General features: G+C 71.5%; 13 protein-coding genes. 7 read left to right on the top strand and 6 right to left on the bottom strand.

Translation table 11 applies throughout. The features are described from left to right. The first annotated feature begins 355 nt into the window (after positions 1–355). A complete protein-coding gene (locus ADL01_RS14460) occupies positions 356–3,832 on the top strand; it encodes a DNA polymerase III subunit alpha (RefSeq protein WP_053742383.1) in 3,477 nt (1,158 codons plus the stop codon). Then, positions 3,829–4,821, top strand: a complete 993-nt coding sequence (locus tag ADL01_RS14455; RefSeq protein WP_053742382.1) for a DNA polymerase Y family protein — start codon at positions 3,829–3,831, stop codon at positions 4,819–4,821. The genes ADL01_RS14460 and ADL01_RS14455 overlap by 4 nt, the downstream gene beginning before the upstream one ends. Positions 4,822–4,970: 149 nt before the next feature. On the opposite strand, the gene ADL01_RS14450 is transcribed toward ADL01_RS14455, so the two are convergent. The 4 genes from ADL01_RS14450 to ADL01_RS14435 all read right to left on the bottom strand — a co-directional run bounded on the left by ADL01_RS14450 (position 4,971) and on the right by ADL01_RS14435 (position 8,335). Continuing rightward, positions 4,971–5,672, bottom strand: a complete 702-nt coding sequence (locus ADL01_RS14450) for a response regulator (protein WP_053742381.1) — start codon at positions 5,670–5,672, stop codon at positions 4,971–4,973. A 99-nt stretch (positions 5,673–5,771) separates the two neighbouring features. Continuing rightward, positions 5,772–5,957, bottom strand: a complete 186-nt coding sequence (locus ADL01_RS14445; protein WP_053742380.1) for a hypothetical protein — start codon at positions 5,955–5,957, stop codon at positions 5,772–5,774. 13 nt (positions 5,958–5,970) lie between these two features. Beyond that, positions 5,971–6,441, bottom strand: a complete 471-nt coding sequence (locus tag ADL01_RS14440; RefSeq protein WP_053742379.1) for a cyclic nucleotide-binding domain-containing protein — start codon at positions 6,439–6,441, stop codon at positions 5,971–5,973. Between the two features lie 181 nt (positions 6,442–6,622). Next, complete coding sequence (locus ADL01_RS14435; RefSeq protein ID WP_053742378.1) at positions 6,623–8,335, bottom strand: SulP family inorganic anion transporter; 1,713 nt, start codon at positions 8,333–8,335, stop codon at positions 6,623–6,625. A 215-nt stretch (positions 8,336–8,550) separates the two neighbouring features. Here ADL01_RS14435 and ADL01_RS14430 point away from each other — a divergent pair, with 215 nt between their 5' ends. From ADL01_RS14430 to ADL01_RS14415, 4 genes are all read left to right on the top strand, one after another. Beyond that, positions 8,551–9,180 carry a DoxX family membrane protein gene (locus ADL01_RS14430; protein WP_053742377.1) on the top strand — a complete coding sequence of 210 codons (630 nt, stop codon included), beginning with the start codon at positions 8,551–8,553 and terminating at the stop codon, positions 9,178–9,180. 152 nt (positions 9,181–9,332) lie between these two features. Beyond that, positions 9,333–10,238, top strand: coding sequence for a universal stress protein (locus ADL01_RS14425; RefSeq protein WP_053742432.1), 906 nt, complete (start codon positions 9,333–9,335; stop codon positions 10,236–10,238). Between the two features lie 27 nt (positions 10,239–10,265). Continuing rightward, on the top strand, positions 10,266–11,288 hold the full coding sequence (gene adhP / locus ADL01_RS14420; protein WP_053742376.1) for an alcohol dehydrogenase AdhP: 1,023 nt from the start codon (positions 10,266–10,268) through the stop codon (positions 11,286–11,288). A gap of 5 nt (positions 11,289–11,293) precedes the next feature. Then, complete coding sequence (locus tag ADL01_RS14415; protein WP_053742375.1) at positions 11,294–12,202, top strand: universal stress protein; 909 nt, start codon at positions 11,294–11,296, stop codon at positions 12,200–12,202. Positions 12,203–12,217: 15 nt separating this feature from the next. Here the strand turns inward: ADL01_RS14415 and ppk2 are convergent, their stop codons facing one another. Then, positions 12,218–13,021, bottom strand: coding sequence for a polyphosphate kinase 2 (ppk2, locus tag ADL01_RS14410; protein WP_053742374.1), 804 nt, complete (start codon positions 13,019–13,021; stop codon positions 12,218–12,220). A gap of 53 nt (positions 13,022–13,074) precedes the next feature. Here ppk2 and ADL01_RS14405 point away from each other — a divergent pair, with 53 nt between their 5' ends. Continuing rightward, positions 13,075–15,456 (top strand): phosphoketolase, encoded by a 2,382-nt coding sequence (locus ADL01_RS14405; protein WP_053742373.1) that lies wholly within the window; start codon positions 13,075–13,077, stop codon positions 15,454–15,456. Between the two features lie 58 nt (positions 15,457–15,514). On the opposite strand, the gene ADL01_RS14400 is transcribed toward ADL01_RS14405, so the two are convergent. Then, positions 15,515–15,886 carry an STAS domain-containing protein gene (locus tag ADL01_RS14400; protein ID WP_053742372.1) on the bottom strand — a complete coding sequence of 124 codons (372 nt, stop codon included), beginning with the start codon at positions 15,884–15,886 and terminating at the stop codon, positions 15,515–15,517. Positions 15,887–16,089 lie beyond the last annotated feature (203 nt).

The following is a 16,089-nucleotide window of genomic DNA, read 5'->3' as shown; positions in this document are numbered from 1 at the left end:
CGGGTTTCCGCACGGCCTGACCCTGCCGTCGGCAGCAGCAGGCGAGCCCCCGCACGCGATTCGCGCGCGGGGGCTCTCCCTTGTCCGGCTGGCGGAGCCACCCGTTCGGCGAGGTCGTCGGCGGGGTTGTTCGGTCGTTGTTCGGCCGCTTTTCGGTGGGGCTGTATGCGGGGGCCAGGACGGCATCTGGGGCCTTTGGGTACCCGTGGCGCGCCCTTGATCAAGTCGCTGACCGGGGCCGATGGGGTTAGAGTGAACGAACCAATCGAACGGAAGTGCGAATCAACTGTCGGTCGATCATCGAACTGATGATCGATTGCGTGGCCGAAAAGGAGTGACGTGATGGAGGTGCGGCATGACGGGCTTCGCCCATCTGCACGTCGCGTCCGGTTACTCCGCCCGCTACGGCGCCGCCCACCCCGAGCAACTCGCCCGGCGGGCCGCCGAGCGTGGCATGGGGACGCTGGCCCTCACTGACCGGGACACGGTCACCGGCGCCGTACGGTTCGCCCGCGCCTGCGCGAAGGAAGGGGTGCGGCCGGTCTTCGGCGTCGACCTGGCGGTGGCCGCCCTCGCGCCGGCGCCCCCGGACCGGCGACGCCGTACCCCGGCGCGTGGCGGTGCCCATGTGGTCGAGCCGCCGCTGCGGTTCACGCTGCTCGCGCGGGACCGGGAGGGCTGGGCGCGGCTGTGCCGGATCACCTCGGCCGCGTATGTCGGTACGGCGTCCGGCGCGGCGCCGGTGATGGTGCCGTGGGAAGCCCTGCGTGCGTACGGCGGTCCCGGTCTGACCGTGCTGCTCGGCCCGCTCTCGGAGCCGGTGCGGGCGCTGACGGTGGGCCGGGAGGACGTCGCGACGAAGCTGCTGGCGCCCTGGAAGGAGATCTTCGGGGAGGGGGTCCGCCTGGAAGCCGTAGCCGTAGATGCAGTAGATGCAGGGGAGAAACGTTTCGGCGCAGGTCCGGGATCCCTGCGCCTGGCCGCCCGCACCCTCGCCCTGGCCGACCGCACCCACACCGTGGCCGTACTCTCCAACGCCGTCCGCTACGCCGACCCCGACCAGCACCGCCTCGCCGACGTCCTGGACGCCGCCCGGCTGCTGCGGCCCATCGACCGGCGCCGCCTGGACGGTGGACAGCGGTGGCTCAAGGACGGGAGAGAGATGGAGGCCGTCGCGCGGATGGTCGCCGAATGCGCCGGAGCGGACGTCCGAAGGGCCCGCCGCCTGCTGGCGGACACCATGGACACGGCGGCCCTGTGCGTCGTCGACCCGGTGGCGGACCTGGGCCTCGGCGCCCGGCACTTCCCGGAACCCTCGCTCTTCGGCGCCGAGCGTCGAGCGGGCGGCGCCGCACAGTTGCTGCGCCGGCGGTGCGAGGAGGGCCTGGTCCGCCGTGGCCTCGACCGCAGCCCGGAGGCGCGGGGCCGGCTGGACGAGGAGCTCGAGGTGATCTCCACGCTGGACTACGCCTCGTACTTCCTCGCCGTCGGCCAGGTGGTGGCCGACATCCGGGCCAAGGGCATCCGGGTCGCGGCCCGCGGTTCGGGCGCCGGCTCGCTGGTCTGCCACGCCCTGGACATCGCCACCGCGAACCCGCTCGACCACCACCTGCTGTTCGAACGCTTCCTCAGCGTGCGCAGGGCCTCGCTGCCCGACATCGACATCGACGTGGAGTCCGCCCGACGCCTGGAGTGCTACGACACGATCTTCGAGCGGTTCGGCAAGGAGCGGGTCGCGGTCACCGCGATGCCCGAGACCTACCGGGCGCGCAGGGCGCTCAGGGACACCGGCCTCGCGCTGGGTATCGCCCCGGCCGAGGTCGACCGGATCGCCAAGAGCTTCCCGCACCTGCGTGCCTCGGACATCACCGGTGCCCTCGCCGAACTGCCCGAACTGCGGCGCCTGGCGGCCGAGGCGCACCGGTACGGACCGCTGTGGGAGCTGGCGGAAGGCCTCGACTCCCTCGTCCACGGCATGGCCATGCACCCCTGCGGAGTGGTCATCAGCGACGCGACCCTCCTGGACCGGCTGCCGGTGCAGCCCACGCCGCAGGGCGACTACCCCATGGCGATGGCGGCGAAGGAGGAGATCGAGGCGCTGGGCAACATCAAACTCGACGTCCTGGGCGTGCGGATGCAGTCCGCGATGGCCCATGCCGTCGCCGAGATCGAGCGCACCACCGGCCACCACATCGACCTCGACGACCCCCGGCAGGTGCCGCTCGACGACGTCTTCGCCTTCAAGCTCATCCAGGCCAGCCAGACCCTCGGCCTGTTCCAGCTGGAGTCACCCGGCCAACAGGATCTTCTGTCGAGGCTGCAGCCGCGTGACGTGCAGGACGTCATCGCCGACATCAGCCTCTTCCGCCCGGGGCCGGTCGCCGGCGGCATGCCCGAGCGGTACATCGCCGCCCGGCACGGCGGCACACCGTCGTACGCCCACCCGGACCTGGAACCGGTGCTCGCCGACACCTACGGCGTGACCATCTGGCACGAACAGATCATCGAGACACTGCATGTGATGACCGGCTGCGACCTGGCCCTCGCGGAGATCGCCCGGCGGGCGCTCGGTGACAAGGGCCGGCTACCCGCGATCAGGGACTGGTTCCACGGCCTGGCACGCGCGCGTGGCTACAGCGCGGCCGTCCGGGACGAGGTCTGGAGGACCGTCGAGGCCTTCGGCGCGTACGGTTTCTGCCGTGCCCACGCGGTCGCCTTCGCCGTGCCGGCCCTGCAGAGCGCCTGGCTCAAGGCGCACCATCCGGCGTTCCTGCTGGCCGGGCTGCTCGAACACGACCCCGGGATGTGGCCCAAGCGGGTCCTGGTCTCCGACGCCCGCCGGCGTGGTGTGCCGATCCTGTCCGTCGACATCAACCACTCCCGGGTGAAGCACACCGTGGAGAAGACCGACGGAGACCAGTGGGGTGTACGGCTCGCCCTCTCCGCTGTACACGGCATCAGCGAGGACGAGTGCGCCCGGATCGAGGAGGGGCAGCCGTACGGATCGCTGTCGGACTTCTGGCAGCGGGCCCACCTCAGCCGTCCGGTCGCCGAACGCCTCGCGGAGATCGGCGCCCTGGGCTGTCTGCACGACGGGCGTCTCACCCGGCGTGACCTGCTGCTCCAGATCGCCGAGCTGCACCGGCAGTCCCGCAACCGGACCGCTGGTTCGGGTCAACTGCCCATCTCCACAGGGGCTGTTGGGGGAGTGGAGCCGAGCGGTCTGCCGGAGATGACCGGACGCGAGGCCCTCAGCGCCGAGCTGAACACCCTCGGCATCGACGTCTCCAGGCATCTGATGGAGCATCATCACCGGTTGCTGCGGGAGATCGGTGCGACCGATGCCGCCCACCTGGCCGGGATGCGGGCCGGGCAGCAGGTTCTCGTGGCCGGGGTGCGGGCCTCGACCCAGACTCCGCCGATCGCCAGCGGCAAGCGGGTCATCTTCGTGACCCTGGAGGACGGGTCCGGCCTGGTCGACCTGGCCTTCTTCGAGGATTCGCATCCGGCCTGCGCGTACACCGTCTTCCACAGCGGGCTGCTGCTGGTGCGCGGCACGGTCCAGGTGCGCGGCACCCGGCGTACCGTGGTCGGCTCCATGGCCTGGGACCTGGACGAGATCGCCGCCGCCCGCCGCGACAACGGCCCCGAGGCCGCCCTCGCCCTCCTCGGCGCCGACCGCCCGTCCCCGACCCCCGCCCAGCCGCGGCGGACCCTGGCCAACGGGACGACAGGGGCTCGGCTGCACCCGTACGCCGATCTGCAACCCGCCGGTACCCGCTCGGCCGACCTAAAGAAGTTCGGCCACACCAGTCCGGGGAGCGCGGGATGACCACGAAGCCGACCGCGCGTCAGCGGCACATCGCCCACCTCCATCTGCACGCCGCGCTGAGCGAGGCTCAGTACGCAGACGTAATCGAACTGATGTCCGGTGTCACGCCTCACGTCCAGGCTGTCCCGCCCGACGCCGTCCAGCTCGACCTGACGTCGGCGCTCAGATACTTCGATCTGTCGCCCTACGACGCCGTTCAGCTGGTGAAGATGAGGCTCAAGGGGTTCTACGGCATCGACAGCAGCGCCGGACTCGCGGGCAACCGCATGCTGGCGGCGATGGCGGCCGACGCGTCCGCGCCGGGAGACACCACCTGGATCCGCGACGGGCAGGCCGCCGACTGGCTGCATCCCCGCCCGGTCACCGCGCTGCCCGGGATCGGGCGCGCGACAGCGGAAACGCTCAACCGATACGGCCTGCACACCATCGGGCAGGTCGTCGACCTGCCCGGAGGGACTCTGCAGCGGCTTCTCGGCGCGGGCCCCGCCCGGCTGCTGACCGAGCGCGCGCGTGGCCAGGATCCCCGTCCGGTCACCCTCGCGGAACCGGCGGCGCACATGGTCGCCGACCTCGTACTGGAGCGGGACTGCCTAGACCCCGCACAGCATCACCGCGCGGTCCTGGGACTGGCCGATCAGATCGGTCAACGCCTGCGCGGTGAAGGCCAGGTCGCCAACAGACTCACCCTCACCGTGCGGTACGCCGACCGCAGCTCCACCGCGCGTACTCGCGGGTTGACGGAGCCCACCGCCCACTCACCCGCCCTTGCCGGAGCTGCCTTGGGTCTGCTGGCCTCGCTGGGACTGCAGCGGGCACGAGTGAGGGCCTTCACTGTGCGTGCCGAAGGCCTGCTGCCGGCCCGGAGTGCCTACCGCCAGCTCTCTCTGGATCCTGGTGATGTCCGCGCCCGCGCGGCCGAAGCCGCCGCCGACCGCGCCCGCCGACGCTTCGGGCCGGAGGCCGTACGCCCGGCCGCCCTGGCGGACTGACCCGGCTGGTAAGCGTCATGCGGCCCGGAGTGGGCGCGGGTGCGTCGGATCAGCGGTGGGTGTGGCTCGCCTGCGGTGGGCCTGTGGGTGTGGGCGGGACCGGTGTGGTCGTCCGGCCCGTCGCGTGGGCCCGGCAGGCCTGCCCTTTCTCACCTGGTCCGGTGTTCGGTCGGCTCGGGCTGCCCCAGGTGGGAGGCGAGGACGGCGGCCTGGACCCGGCGCTGTACGCCCAGCTTGGCCAGCAGGCGGGAGATGTGGTTCTTGACGGTCTTCTCGGACAGGTAGAGCTTCGTGCCGATCTCGCGGTTGGTCAGGCCGTCGCCGATCAGCGCCAGGATGTCCCTCTCGCGCGGTGACAGACTCTCCAGCTCGGACGGCACGGACGGGGCCTCGGCCGGATCGGCCCGCAGCGAGCGCATCAGGCGGGCGGTGGTCGCGGGGTCCAGCATCGACTGGCCCGAGGCCACTGTGCGTACCGCCGAGACGAGGTCGGAGCCCTTGATCTGCTTGAGGACGTAGCCGGAGGCACCGGCCATGATCGCGTCGAGCAGGGCCTCCTCGTCGTCGAAGGAGGTCAGCATCAGGCAGGCCAGCTCCGGCATCTGGCTGCGCAGTTCCCGGCAGACGGAGATGCCGTCGCCGTCCGGCAGGCGCACGTCGAGGACGGCGACGTCGGGGCGCAGCGCGGGGCCTCGGGCGAGCGCTTGGTCGACGGTGCCGGCGTCGCCGATCACCGAGATGTCGGGTTCGGAATCGAGGAGATCGGCCAGGCCGCGGCGGACGACCTCGTGGTCGTCCAGCAGGAACACCCGGATCGGGTTCTGCTCGCTGAACGTGCGTGGCTCTGGCATGGTGACCCCTCGTTCCCCGGCGGAGGACAGACGGCGGCTGCCCCGTCACGCCGATCATCACGCGCCGAGGCCGGATGCACTAGGGCCGACCGGCCCCACTCACTCGGAGGAGACGGCCCCGGCCGGTGACTGGTGGAGACGGCTCTCCGTGCCGGGTGGGCCGAGTTCCACGTCCGCGACTCCCTCGACGGCGCGGACCAGCCGCGCCGCCACCGCAGGCACGGCTGACGACACCTTCGGTGACGGCACCGGCCTCTCCAGGCCCTCGCCCTCGATGAGGGGCACGGGTGCGTTCGGGTCAGACGGCGCTTCCGGCGCCGTACGGGGCGTACAGGTCGAGGAGGCGGATCCTGGCCGCGCTGAGACGGTGGGCGAGTACCCCGCCGACCCACTGGGAGACGTCGTTGCCCAGGGCCACATCGTCCTCGCACAGGGACCGGACGGCCGTGGCGTCGAACTCGTAGGCCCGCACCGGAGTGGTCGCCTCGGCGCCCAGATGCCAGACGTGCGGGGGGAAGAGCCAGGACCAGCCGACCAGTTCGTTGGACCCGAGGCTCTCGATGACAGCCGCTCGACGGCCCGGCACATGGATGTCGAGCTCGATCCTGCCGCTGCGGATGATCCAGAAGCGGTCGGCGCGTCCACCCTCGTTGAACAGACGTGCCCCCTGGGGCACGGACACCTCCCGGGCGACGCGCATGAGCCGCTGGCGGTGTTCGGCGGACAGTGCGCGCAGCATGCCGGGGCTGGGGGTGAGGGAAGCGTTCATGGTGTGCCTCCGCGACAGCGGTGTACGGACTTCCAGGGCCAGCTTGTGCCAGGCCCTGCGGGCAGGCCATGGGCCACCTGGCCCCTCGATCGCGCCATACGGCACCGAAGAGTGAGGAGGGAGGCTGTCGGAGGGGGAGCGGCGGGCTGTCCAGCCCTCGGCGTGTCCGCCTGCTGACGGGCTACTGACGGGCGAGCCACGTGCGGTACGCGGCCACGGCGGTCGGCAGCGTCGGGAACATCAGGTCCTCACCGACCGAGTCCAGCAGGCCGTACGCCTTCAGGTCGTTCCGGAGATCCTGCTTCACCCGGGCGAGGGCGAACACGACGTCCCGGCCGGTCAGTTCGCGGCGCAGTTCGTCGACCGCGTCGAGGGCGGTGATGTCGACCTCGACATTGGCCTCGGTGTTGAGGACGAACCAGCGGACGGGGCCGGACTGTTCGTCGACGGCGGCCAGGGCGCGGCGGCGGAAGTCCTCCGCGTTGGCGAAGAACAGGGGCGAGTCGTAGCGGTAGACGAGCAGACCGGGAATCGTCCGGGCCTGCGGGTAGTCGTCGACGTCGTGCATGCCGGCCATGCCGGGGACGAGTCCCTCGACGGCGTCGTGCGGACGCGCCACCCGCGTCAGCAGCTCGGCCACCGACAGGCCGACGGCCACGATCACCCCGTACAGGATGTCCAGGGCGAGCACCCCGGCGAGACAGCCGAGCGCCAGGAGCAGCTCCCGGCGGCGGAACGAGGCCAGCCGGCGGAAGCCGGCGAGGTCGATCATGCGGACGGCGGCGTAGACGACGAGCACGCCGAGCACGGCGGACGGTGTGTGCGTCAGCAGCGGGCTCAGGAAGAGCAGCACCGCGAGCACCACCGCCCCCGCCACCAGTGAGTACGCCTGGCTGCGGGCGCCGGCGGAGGAGGCGAGGGCGGTGCGGCTGGCGCTGCTGCTCACCGGGAAGCCGTGCAGCATCCCGGCGCCCAGGTTGGCCGTGCCCAGGGCGAAGAACTCCTGGTTGGCGTCGAGCCCTGGACCCGGGTCGTCGGGGTCGGTGAACGCACGCGCGGTGAGGATGAAGTCGGTGTAGGCGACCAGGAGCACGCCGAGCGCGGGCAGCACCAGGTGCGGCAGCTCGCCCAGGTCGGGGACGGCGAGGCTCGGCAGGCCGGACGGGACCGCGCCGATCACCTTGAGTCCGTACCGGCCGTCGAGGTCGAAGACCGACACGGAGACGGTGGCGAGGACGAACGCCACCAGGGGGCCCGGCACGGCGGGGACGTAACGGACCAGCGCGAACAGGAACACGAGGACGACGGCCGAGAAGACGACAGTGGCCAGGTGGACGTCCGTCAAGTTGCCGAAGAAGGACCACAGTTGGGGGAAGAACGCCGACCCGGTCGTCCGCACCCCGGTGAGTTTGGGCAGCTGGTCCACCATCATGATGAGGGCCACGCCAGCCAGGTAGCCGATCAGTACGGGGCGGGACAGCAGGTCCGCGAGGAAGCCGAGGCGCATCGTCCGGGCGGCCAGGCAGAGCAGCCCGACCGTGAGTGCGAGGGTGGCCGCGAGCGACGCGTAGCGTCCGGCGTCCCCGGCGGCGAGCGGGGCGACCACGGCGGCCGTCATGAGGGCGGTCGTGGACTCGGGGCCGACCGACAGCAGCCGTGAGGAACCGAACAGGGCGTACATCGCGAGGGCCGGCAGGATCGCCCACAGTCCGGCGACCGGCGGAAGCCCGGCCACACCCGCGTAGGCCATGACCTGCGGAACCAGGTACGCGGCCACGGTCACCCCGGCGAGCAGGTCTCCCCGCAGCCACGCCCGCCGGTAGCCGAGGAGCGCGACGAGACCGGGCGCCAGCCGGTGCCACTTCGGGACGTGTCTGTCCGAGCCCTGGGACATGCGCCGCCTTCCGTCGTCTGCCCTCATGATCCACCGGCGCGGGAATCACGGCGGGAGGCCACCTGTCCGGCGTGCCGCTCATGGCCCAACGGCCCCTGGGAACAGGGCCGTTCGGCCCCGTGGCCGTGGACCTTCGGCATCCGTCGCCGACCGGGTGCGCGCGGCCACAGTGAGTGGTGTCAGGCACCGCCCCCCCACCGAAGGGAACCACGACCATGGCCGTGCACGAGCACCCGCACCGGAGTTCCGGCTTCCGTCTGCCCTCGTTCCGCAGCGACCGGACCGCCTCCGCCTCCGCGTCGGATGTGTCGGCAGGCACCGGCACGCACACCGCACGGGGTTACGCCTTCGCCTCGCTGCGCCTGCTCACCGGGTTCGTCTTCCTGTGGGCGTTCCTCGACAAGACCTTCGGCTTCGGCTACGCCACCCCGTCCGGCAAGGGCTGGGTCGACGGCGGTTCGCCGACGAAGGGCTTCCTCGGCTCGGTGGCTGTCGGGCCGATGAAGTCCACGTTCCACTCCTGGGCGGGCGACCCGTGGGCGGACTGGCTGTTCATGCTCGGTCTGCTCGGCATCGGCCTGGCCCTGGTCGCCGGTGTCGCTCTGCGGGCCGCCGCCGTCGCGGGCACCGTGATGATGGCGCTGATGTGGCTCGCCGAGTGGCCGCCCGCCAGGCACCTCTCGGACGGCTCGGTGAGCATGTCGACGAACCCGTTCGTCGACTCCCACCTGATCTACGCCGCCGCCCTGATCGTCCTGGCCGCTGTCGCCGCCGGCGACACCCTGGGCGCGGGACGGCTCTGGGCCCGGCTGCCCGTCGTCCGTGGCCACAGCTGGCTGCGCTGAGTATCGACGGCGCGGTGGGCCTGTCATCCGGCCCACCGCCCCGAGCCGTGCGGGGGGTCGACCGGCCCCGGATCGGGACCAGTGGCCCCTGCACGCGGAACCGCCCGAAGACGACGATTGAACCGGAACCCTCACCCCAGGAAGTGGAGATCATGCTCCGTACCATCACCGTAGGTCTCGACGGCTCGCAGGAGAGCAGGGCCGCCGCCGAATGGGCGGCCCGCGAGGCGAAGCTGCGCGGCCTGCCCCTGAAGATCGTGCAGGTGTGGGAGCCGGTGCCGGATCCCATGGCCCAGGCGCCGCTCCTCGGCGCGGAGACCCAGCAGTACTGGACCGAGAGGATCCCCCGGGAAGCCGCCGAGGGCATCCGGCTGCGCCACCCGGGCGTCGAGGTATCCACGGAGCAGGTCTCCGGTCACCCCGGCGACACCCTGGCCAAGGCGGCGAAGAGCGCCGAACTGCTCGTCCTCGGTTCACGCGGCCTCGGCGGGCTCGGCGGGTTCATGGTCGGCTCGGTCGGCCTGTCCGCCATCGCGCACGCGGATCGCCCCGTCGTACTGGTCCGCGCGCTGGAAGCGGCCGCCGACGAGCACGAGATGGACCCGGCGGGTATTCCGTCCGCCGCGACCCCGTTCAGGCCCGTGGTCCTCGGACTCGACGTCGAGCACCCGGACGAGACGCTGATCGAGTTCGCCTTCGACGCCGCCGAGCGCCGCGCCACCTCCCTGCGGGTCGTCCACGCCTGGAACCCGCCGCCGTATTACGCGTACGGAACTCCCGTCAACCCGGCGCTGCACGAGGCGCTCTCCCTGAGCGCGTCCGAGGCCGTGGCCGAGGTGCTGCGCCCCTGGCGCAAGAAGTTCCCGGACGTGGAGGTCGTCGAGACGACCCGCTACGGCAGCCCGGCCGTCCACCTGGTGGACGCGTCTCGCGAGGCCTCCCTGGTCGTCGTGGGCCGGCGTATCCGCCGCAACCCGTTCGGCGCCCACATCGGCCATGTCACGCACGCCGTCCTGCACCACTCCACCGCCCCCGTCGCCGTCGTCCCCCACGGCTGACCCGTCCCTCCCGAGGAGAAGAGACCCATGAAGGCAGCGGTCGTACGAGCGTTCGGTGAACCCCTGGTCATCGAGGAGCGGCCCGACCCCGAGCCCGGCCCCGGTCAGGTTCGCGTGCGGGTGGAGGCCTCCGGGCTGTGCCACACCGACATCCACGCCGCCCACGGCGACTGGCCGGTCAGGCCCAACCCGCCGTTCGTCCCCGGGCACGAGGGCGTGGGCCTGGTGGAGGCGCTGGGGGAGGGCGTCACCCATCTGGCCGTCGGGCAGCGGGTCGCCGTGCCCTGGCTGGGCAAGGCGTGCGGGCGGTGCGAGCACTGCCTGTCCGGCTGGGAGACGCTGTGCGAGCAGCAGATCAACACCGGGTACGGCTGCGACGGAGGGTACGCCGAGAAGATGCTCGCGTGGGCCGACTTCGCCCAGCCGGTGCCCGACGGGATCAGCGCCCTGGAGGCCGCCCCGCTGACCTGCGCCGGCGTCACCACGTACAAGGCGCTCAAGGTCGCCGGCGTCAGGCCCGCGCAGCTCGTGGCGATCTCCGGTGTCGGCGGGCTCGGGCATCTGGCCGTGCAGTACGCGAAGATCGCCGGCGCCACGGTCGCCGCGATCGACGTGACCGACGAGAAGCTCCGGCTGGCCGCCGAACTCGGCGCGGACATCGTCATCGACGCCCGCAAGGAGAACGTCGGCGAGGTGCTCAAGCGGCACGGCGGAGCCCACGCCGCCATCGCGCTCGCGGTGAACGACGAGGCCTTCGAGGCTGTGAGCTCCGGGTTGCGGCGTGGCGGCAAGCTGGTCATGGTGGCCCTGCCGGCCCACGGCACGATCCGGGTGCCCATCTTCGACACGGTCCTGAACGGCATCTCGGTGATCGGCTCGATCGTCGGGACCCGGCAGGACCTCGCCGAGGTGTTCCAACTGCACGCGGCCGGCCGCACCGAGGTCGTCTACGAGGCCCGCCCGCTCGCCTCCGTCAACGACTGCATCGACGAGGTGCTGCGCGGCGAGGTCAAGGCCCGGATCGTCTTCGACCTCGGCTGGGGACGGTGAGCGCGATGGACCTCCCGATCGTCGTCGGTGTCGACGGCTCCGAACCCAGCCTGCGGGCGGTCGACTGGGCGGCCGACGAGGCCGCCCTGCGCGGGGCGCCCCTGCGACTGGTGTACGCCTCCCTCTGGGAGCGGTACGAGGGCGCCGCCCTCGCCCAGGGCCTCGGCAAGCCGTCCGAGCAGGTCATGGCCGAGGACATCGTGCGGACCGCCGCGCGCCGCGCCCACCTGCGCCGGACAGCCCTTCGGATCACCACCGCCGTGCTGCCGGAGGAACCCGAGTACGCGCTGGTCCGCGAGGGACACGAGGCCGCCGCGCTGGTGCTCGGCAGCCGAGGCCGCAGCGGCTTGGCGGAGACGGTGCTCGGGTCGGTCAGCCTGGCCGTCGCCGCCCGCGCGTCCTGCCCGGTGATCGTGCTGCGCGGCAGCCATGACAGCCAGGTAAGCCACGACAGCCAGGTAAGCCATGACAACCAGGTCCGCGCCGGGAAACACGGCCGCGTCGTCGTGGGCATCGGCGAGAAGGCGACCGACTCCGCCGCCCTGCGCTTCGCCGTACAGGAGGCAAAGCTGCGCGACGCGACCCTGGACGCCGTACGGGCCTGGCGGTGCCCCGCGTACGAGAGCACCGACCACCCCCTGCTCGCCGGTGAACCCGCCCGGCTGCACGAGCGGCACGCCGCCGAGATTCTGGAGCAGGCTCTGAAAGACGCGCCCGACGACGTCGACCTGCGACGGCGCACGATCGAGGGCCCCGCCCGCCGGGTCCTGCCGGACGCCTCCCGCGAGGCCGACCTGCTGGTGGTCGGGGCCCGGCGCAACCCCGGACACCTCGGACTCCAGCTCGGCCGCGTCGCCCACGCGGTGCTGCACCACTCCACCTGTCCCGTCGCGGTCGTACCCGAGCTGGTGTGAGAGGTGACCGGTTGCTCAGAGGTTCGCCGCGTGGTCGGGGACGTAGGTCTGCAGATCCCGTGGCGAGCGCTGGTAACCGGTCGACGGCGGCCGTTCCGGCAGCTCCAGCACCGGGGGCGGTACCTCGTGGTACGGCACGGAGGACAGCAGGTGCGCGATCATGTTCAGCCGCGCCCGGCGTTTGTCGTCGCTCTCCACCACGTACCAGGGCGACTCGGAGATGTCGGTGTGCACCAGCATCTCGTCCTTGGCCCGGGAGTACGCCTCCCAGTGGGTGATCGACTCCAGGTCCATCGGCGAGAGCTTCCAGCGCCGCAGCGGGTCCTCCAGGCGCTTGCGGAACCGCTCCTGCTGCTCGGTGTCGCTCACCGAGAACCAGTACTTGCGCAGCAGGACCCCGGCCTCGACCAGCATGCGTTCGAAGATCGGGCACTGCCGCAGGAACAGCTGGTGCTCCTCCTTCGTACAGAAGCCCATCACGCGCTCGACCCCGGCCCGGTTGTACCAGGACCGGTCGAACAGCACGATCTCCCCGGCCGCCGGCAGATGCTCGACGTACCGCTGGAAGTACCACTGGGTGCGCTCGCGCTCGGTCGGCTTGGGGAGCGCCGCGATCCGGGCCACGCGCGGGTTGAGGTGCTCGGCGACCCGCTTGATCGTCCCGCCCTTGCCCGCCGCGTCCCGCCCCTCGAAGACCACCACCAGCCGGGTGCCCGTCGCCCGCACCCACTCCTGCAGCTTCACCAACTCGGTCTGGAGGCGCAGCAGTTCCTTCTCGTACTCCTTGCGCGGCAGAGCCGCCGCCTTCTTGCCGGCCATGCCGCCTCCACCGCCCGATGAACCCCTACGCCGACGACTTCCGGAGTCTTCCCATGTCCCAGGTCGAACACCAGGACGCCACCGTACTTTCCGACGAAGAGCTGCGCACCCTGGACGCCCACTGGCGGGCCGCCAACTACCTGACCGCCGGACAGATCTACCTGATGTCCAATCCGCTGCTGACCGAGCCGCTGACGGCGGAGCACATCAAACCGCGACTGCTCGGCCACTGGGGTACCTCGCCCGGCCTCAACCTCGTGTACACCCACCTCAACCGGGTGATCAGGGCGCGGGGCATCGACGCGCTGTGCGTGTGGGGGCCGGGGCACGGCGGCCCCGCGGTGGTCGCGAACTCCTGGCTGGAGGGCAGCTACAGCGAGACCTACCCGGACGTGTCGCGTGACGCGGCGGGGATGGCGCGGCTGTTCCGGCAGTTCTCGTTCCCCGGCGGGGTGCCCAGCCATGTCGCCCCGGAGACGCCCGGCTCGATCCACGAGGGCGGTGAGCTCGGCTACTCGCTGTCCCACGCGTACGGCGCCGCCTTCGACAACCCGGATCTGCTGGTCGCCTGCGTGATCGGTGACGGCGAGGCGGAGACGGGGCCGTTGGCCGCCTCCTGGCACTCCAACAAGTTCCTCGATCCCGTACACGACGGCGCGGTCCTGCCGATCCTGCACCTCAACGGCTACAAGATCGCCAACCCGACCGTGCTCTCCCGCATTCCGGAGGCCGAACTCGACGAGCTGCTGCGGGGATACGGCCACGACCCGATCCATGTCACGGGCGACGACCCTGCGTTGGTGCACCGAGCCATGGCGGCGGCGATGGACGACGCGCTCGACCGCATCGCCGTGCTGCAGCGGGCCGCCCGCGAGGACGGTGTCACCGAGCGCGTGCACTGGCCGATGATCGTGCTGCGCACACCGAAGGGCTGGACCGGCCCCGCCGAGGTGGACGGCGTGCCTGTCGAGGGCACCTGGCGCGCCCACCAGGTACCGCTGGCCGGGGTGCGCGAAAACCCGGACCACCTACGGCAGTTGGAGACCTGGCTGCGCTCGTACAAGCCCCAGGAACTCTTCGGCCCCGACGGCCGTCCCGTCGCCGACGTCCTCGCCTGCGTACCCGACGGCGCCCAGCGGCTCGGCACCACCCCGTACGCCAACGGCGGCCTGCTCGTACGCGACCTGCCCATCCCCTCGCTCGACGAGTTCGCCGTGCCCGTCGACAAGCCGGGCACCACACTGCACGAGCCCACCCGTGTCCTCGGTGACCTCCTGGCCCGGGTGATGAAGGACACCGACGGGCGCCGGGACTTCCGTCTCGTCGGCCCGGACGAGACCGCGTCGAACCGGCTCCAGGCCGTCTTCGACGTCAGCGGAAAGGCCTGGCAGGCCCAGCATCTGCCGGTCGACGAGCACCTCGAACACCACGGCCGGGTGATGGAGATCCTCTCCGAACACACCTGCCAGGGCTGGCTGGAGGGCTATCTCCTCACCGGCCGACACGGACTGTTCTCCTGCTACGAGGCCTTCGTCCACATCGTCGACTCGATGGTCAACCAGCACATCAAATGGCTGCGCACATCACGGGAGTTGGCGTGGCGGGCACCCATCGCCTCCCTCAACTACCTGCTGACCTCGCACGTGTGGCGCCAGGACCACAACGGCTTCTCCCATCAGGACCCCGGCTTCGTCGACCACGTCCTCAACAAGAGCCCCGAGGTCGTACGGGTGTATCTGCCCCCGGACGCCAACACCCTGCTGTCGGTGGCGGACCACGCCCTGCGCAGCCGTGACTACGTGAACGTCATCGTGGCGGGCAAGCAGCCCTGCTTCGACTGGCTGTCCCTGGACCAGGCCCGCGCCCACTGCGCGCGCGGCGCCGGGATCTGGGAGTGGGCCGGCACCGAGAACGGCGGCGAGCCCGACGTGGTGCTGGCCTGCGCCGGAGACGTGCCCACCCTGGAGGTGCTGGCCGCCGCCCAGTTGCTGCGCCGGCACCTCCCGGACCTCGCCGTCCGCGTGGTCAACGTGGTCGACCTGGCCCGACTGCTGCCAAGGGAGGAACACCCGCACGGGATGAGCGACTTCGAGTACGACGGTCTGTTCACCACCGACAAGCCGGTGCTCTTCGCCTACCACGGCTACCCCTGGCTGATCCATCGGCTCGCCTACCGCCGTACCGGCCACCAGAACCTGCACGTACGCGGCTACAAGGAGTCGGGCACCACGACCACGCCCTTCGACATGGTCGTCCGCAACGACCTCGACCGCTACCGGCTGGTCATGGACGTCATCGACCGCGTCCCCGGCCTCGCCGTGCGCGCCGCCGACGTACGCCAACGGATGTCCGACGCCCGCACCCGCCACCACGCCTGGATCCGCGAACACGGCACCGACCTGCCCGAGGTCGCCGACTGGACCTGGAACGCCTGACCCCGCCGCTCACTCGGGGGAGGGGAGGGGGCCGGCCCCCCTGGAGAGGTCTGCACAGCTACACGGCCGGTATGTCGGCCACGTCTTCGGGCCACCGGGGATGGATGTCGAAGGCACCGATCAGGCCCGTTCGGCACAGGAGCCGCAGGAACCGCGCGCTGTCCGTGATTAGCCGCAGCCGGCCGTGCCGAGCCCGCACGCGATTCCGCGCCCGGCACAGGACGCTCAGCCCGGCGCAGTCGATGAAGACGACGTCGCGCAGGTCGACCACCAGGTCGGGGGACGGGCCGGCGGTCAGGGTGTCCAGGTGCGCGGAGAGCGCGGGCACCGTCAGGATGTCTATCTCGCCCAGCAGGGCCACGACGGTTGTGCCACCGGTCGTGTGACGAGTGCGGTACGGCGGCGAGAACGTCGTGTGATTAGCGGCCATGAGGAGAGAAAAGCGTGCCGCCCGGCCGCGGGAAAGAGCCGTTCGGTCCCTGTTCGATCGGGTCTGTCAGCCCCTCTCCGCATCACGCACCGACGGCAAGGCCGTCCGGCGGGCGGTGGGGCCGGTCGGCCCAAGCGGAGCAGGCGTCAAACAGACACGCTGGATGAACGGGGCGCTCTCGGTACTCGATCGGGACTCGAAAG

It is taken from the genome of Streptomyces sp. NRRL WC-3618 (genome assembly GCF_001280005.1).
Classification (GTDB): Bacteria; Actinomycetota; Actinomycetes; order Streptomycetales; family Streptomycetaceae; genus Streptomyces.
This window is presented reverse-complemented; position numbering and strand designations above follow the sequence as displayed.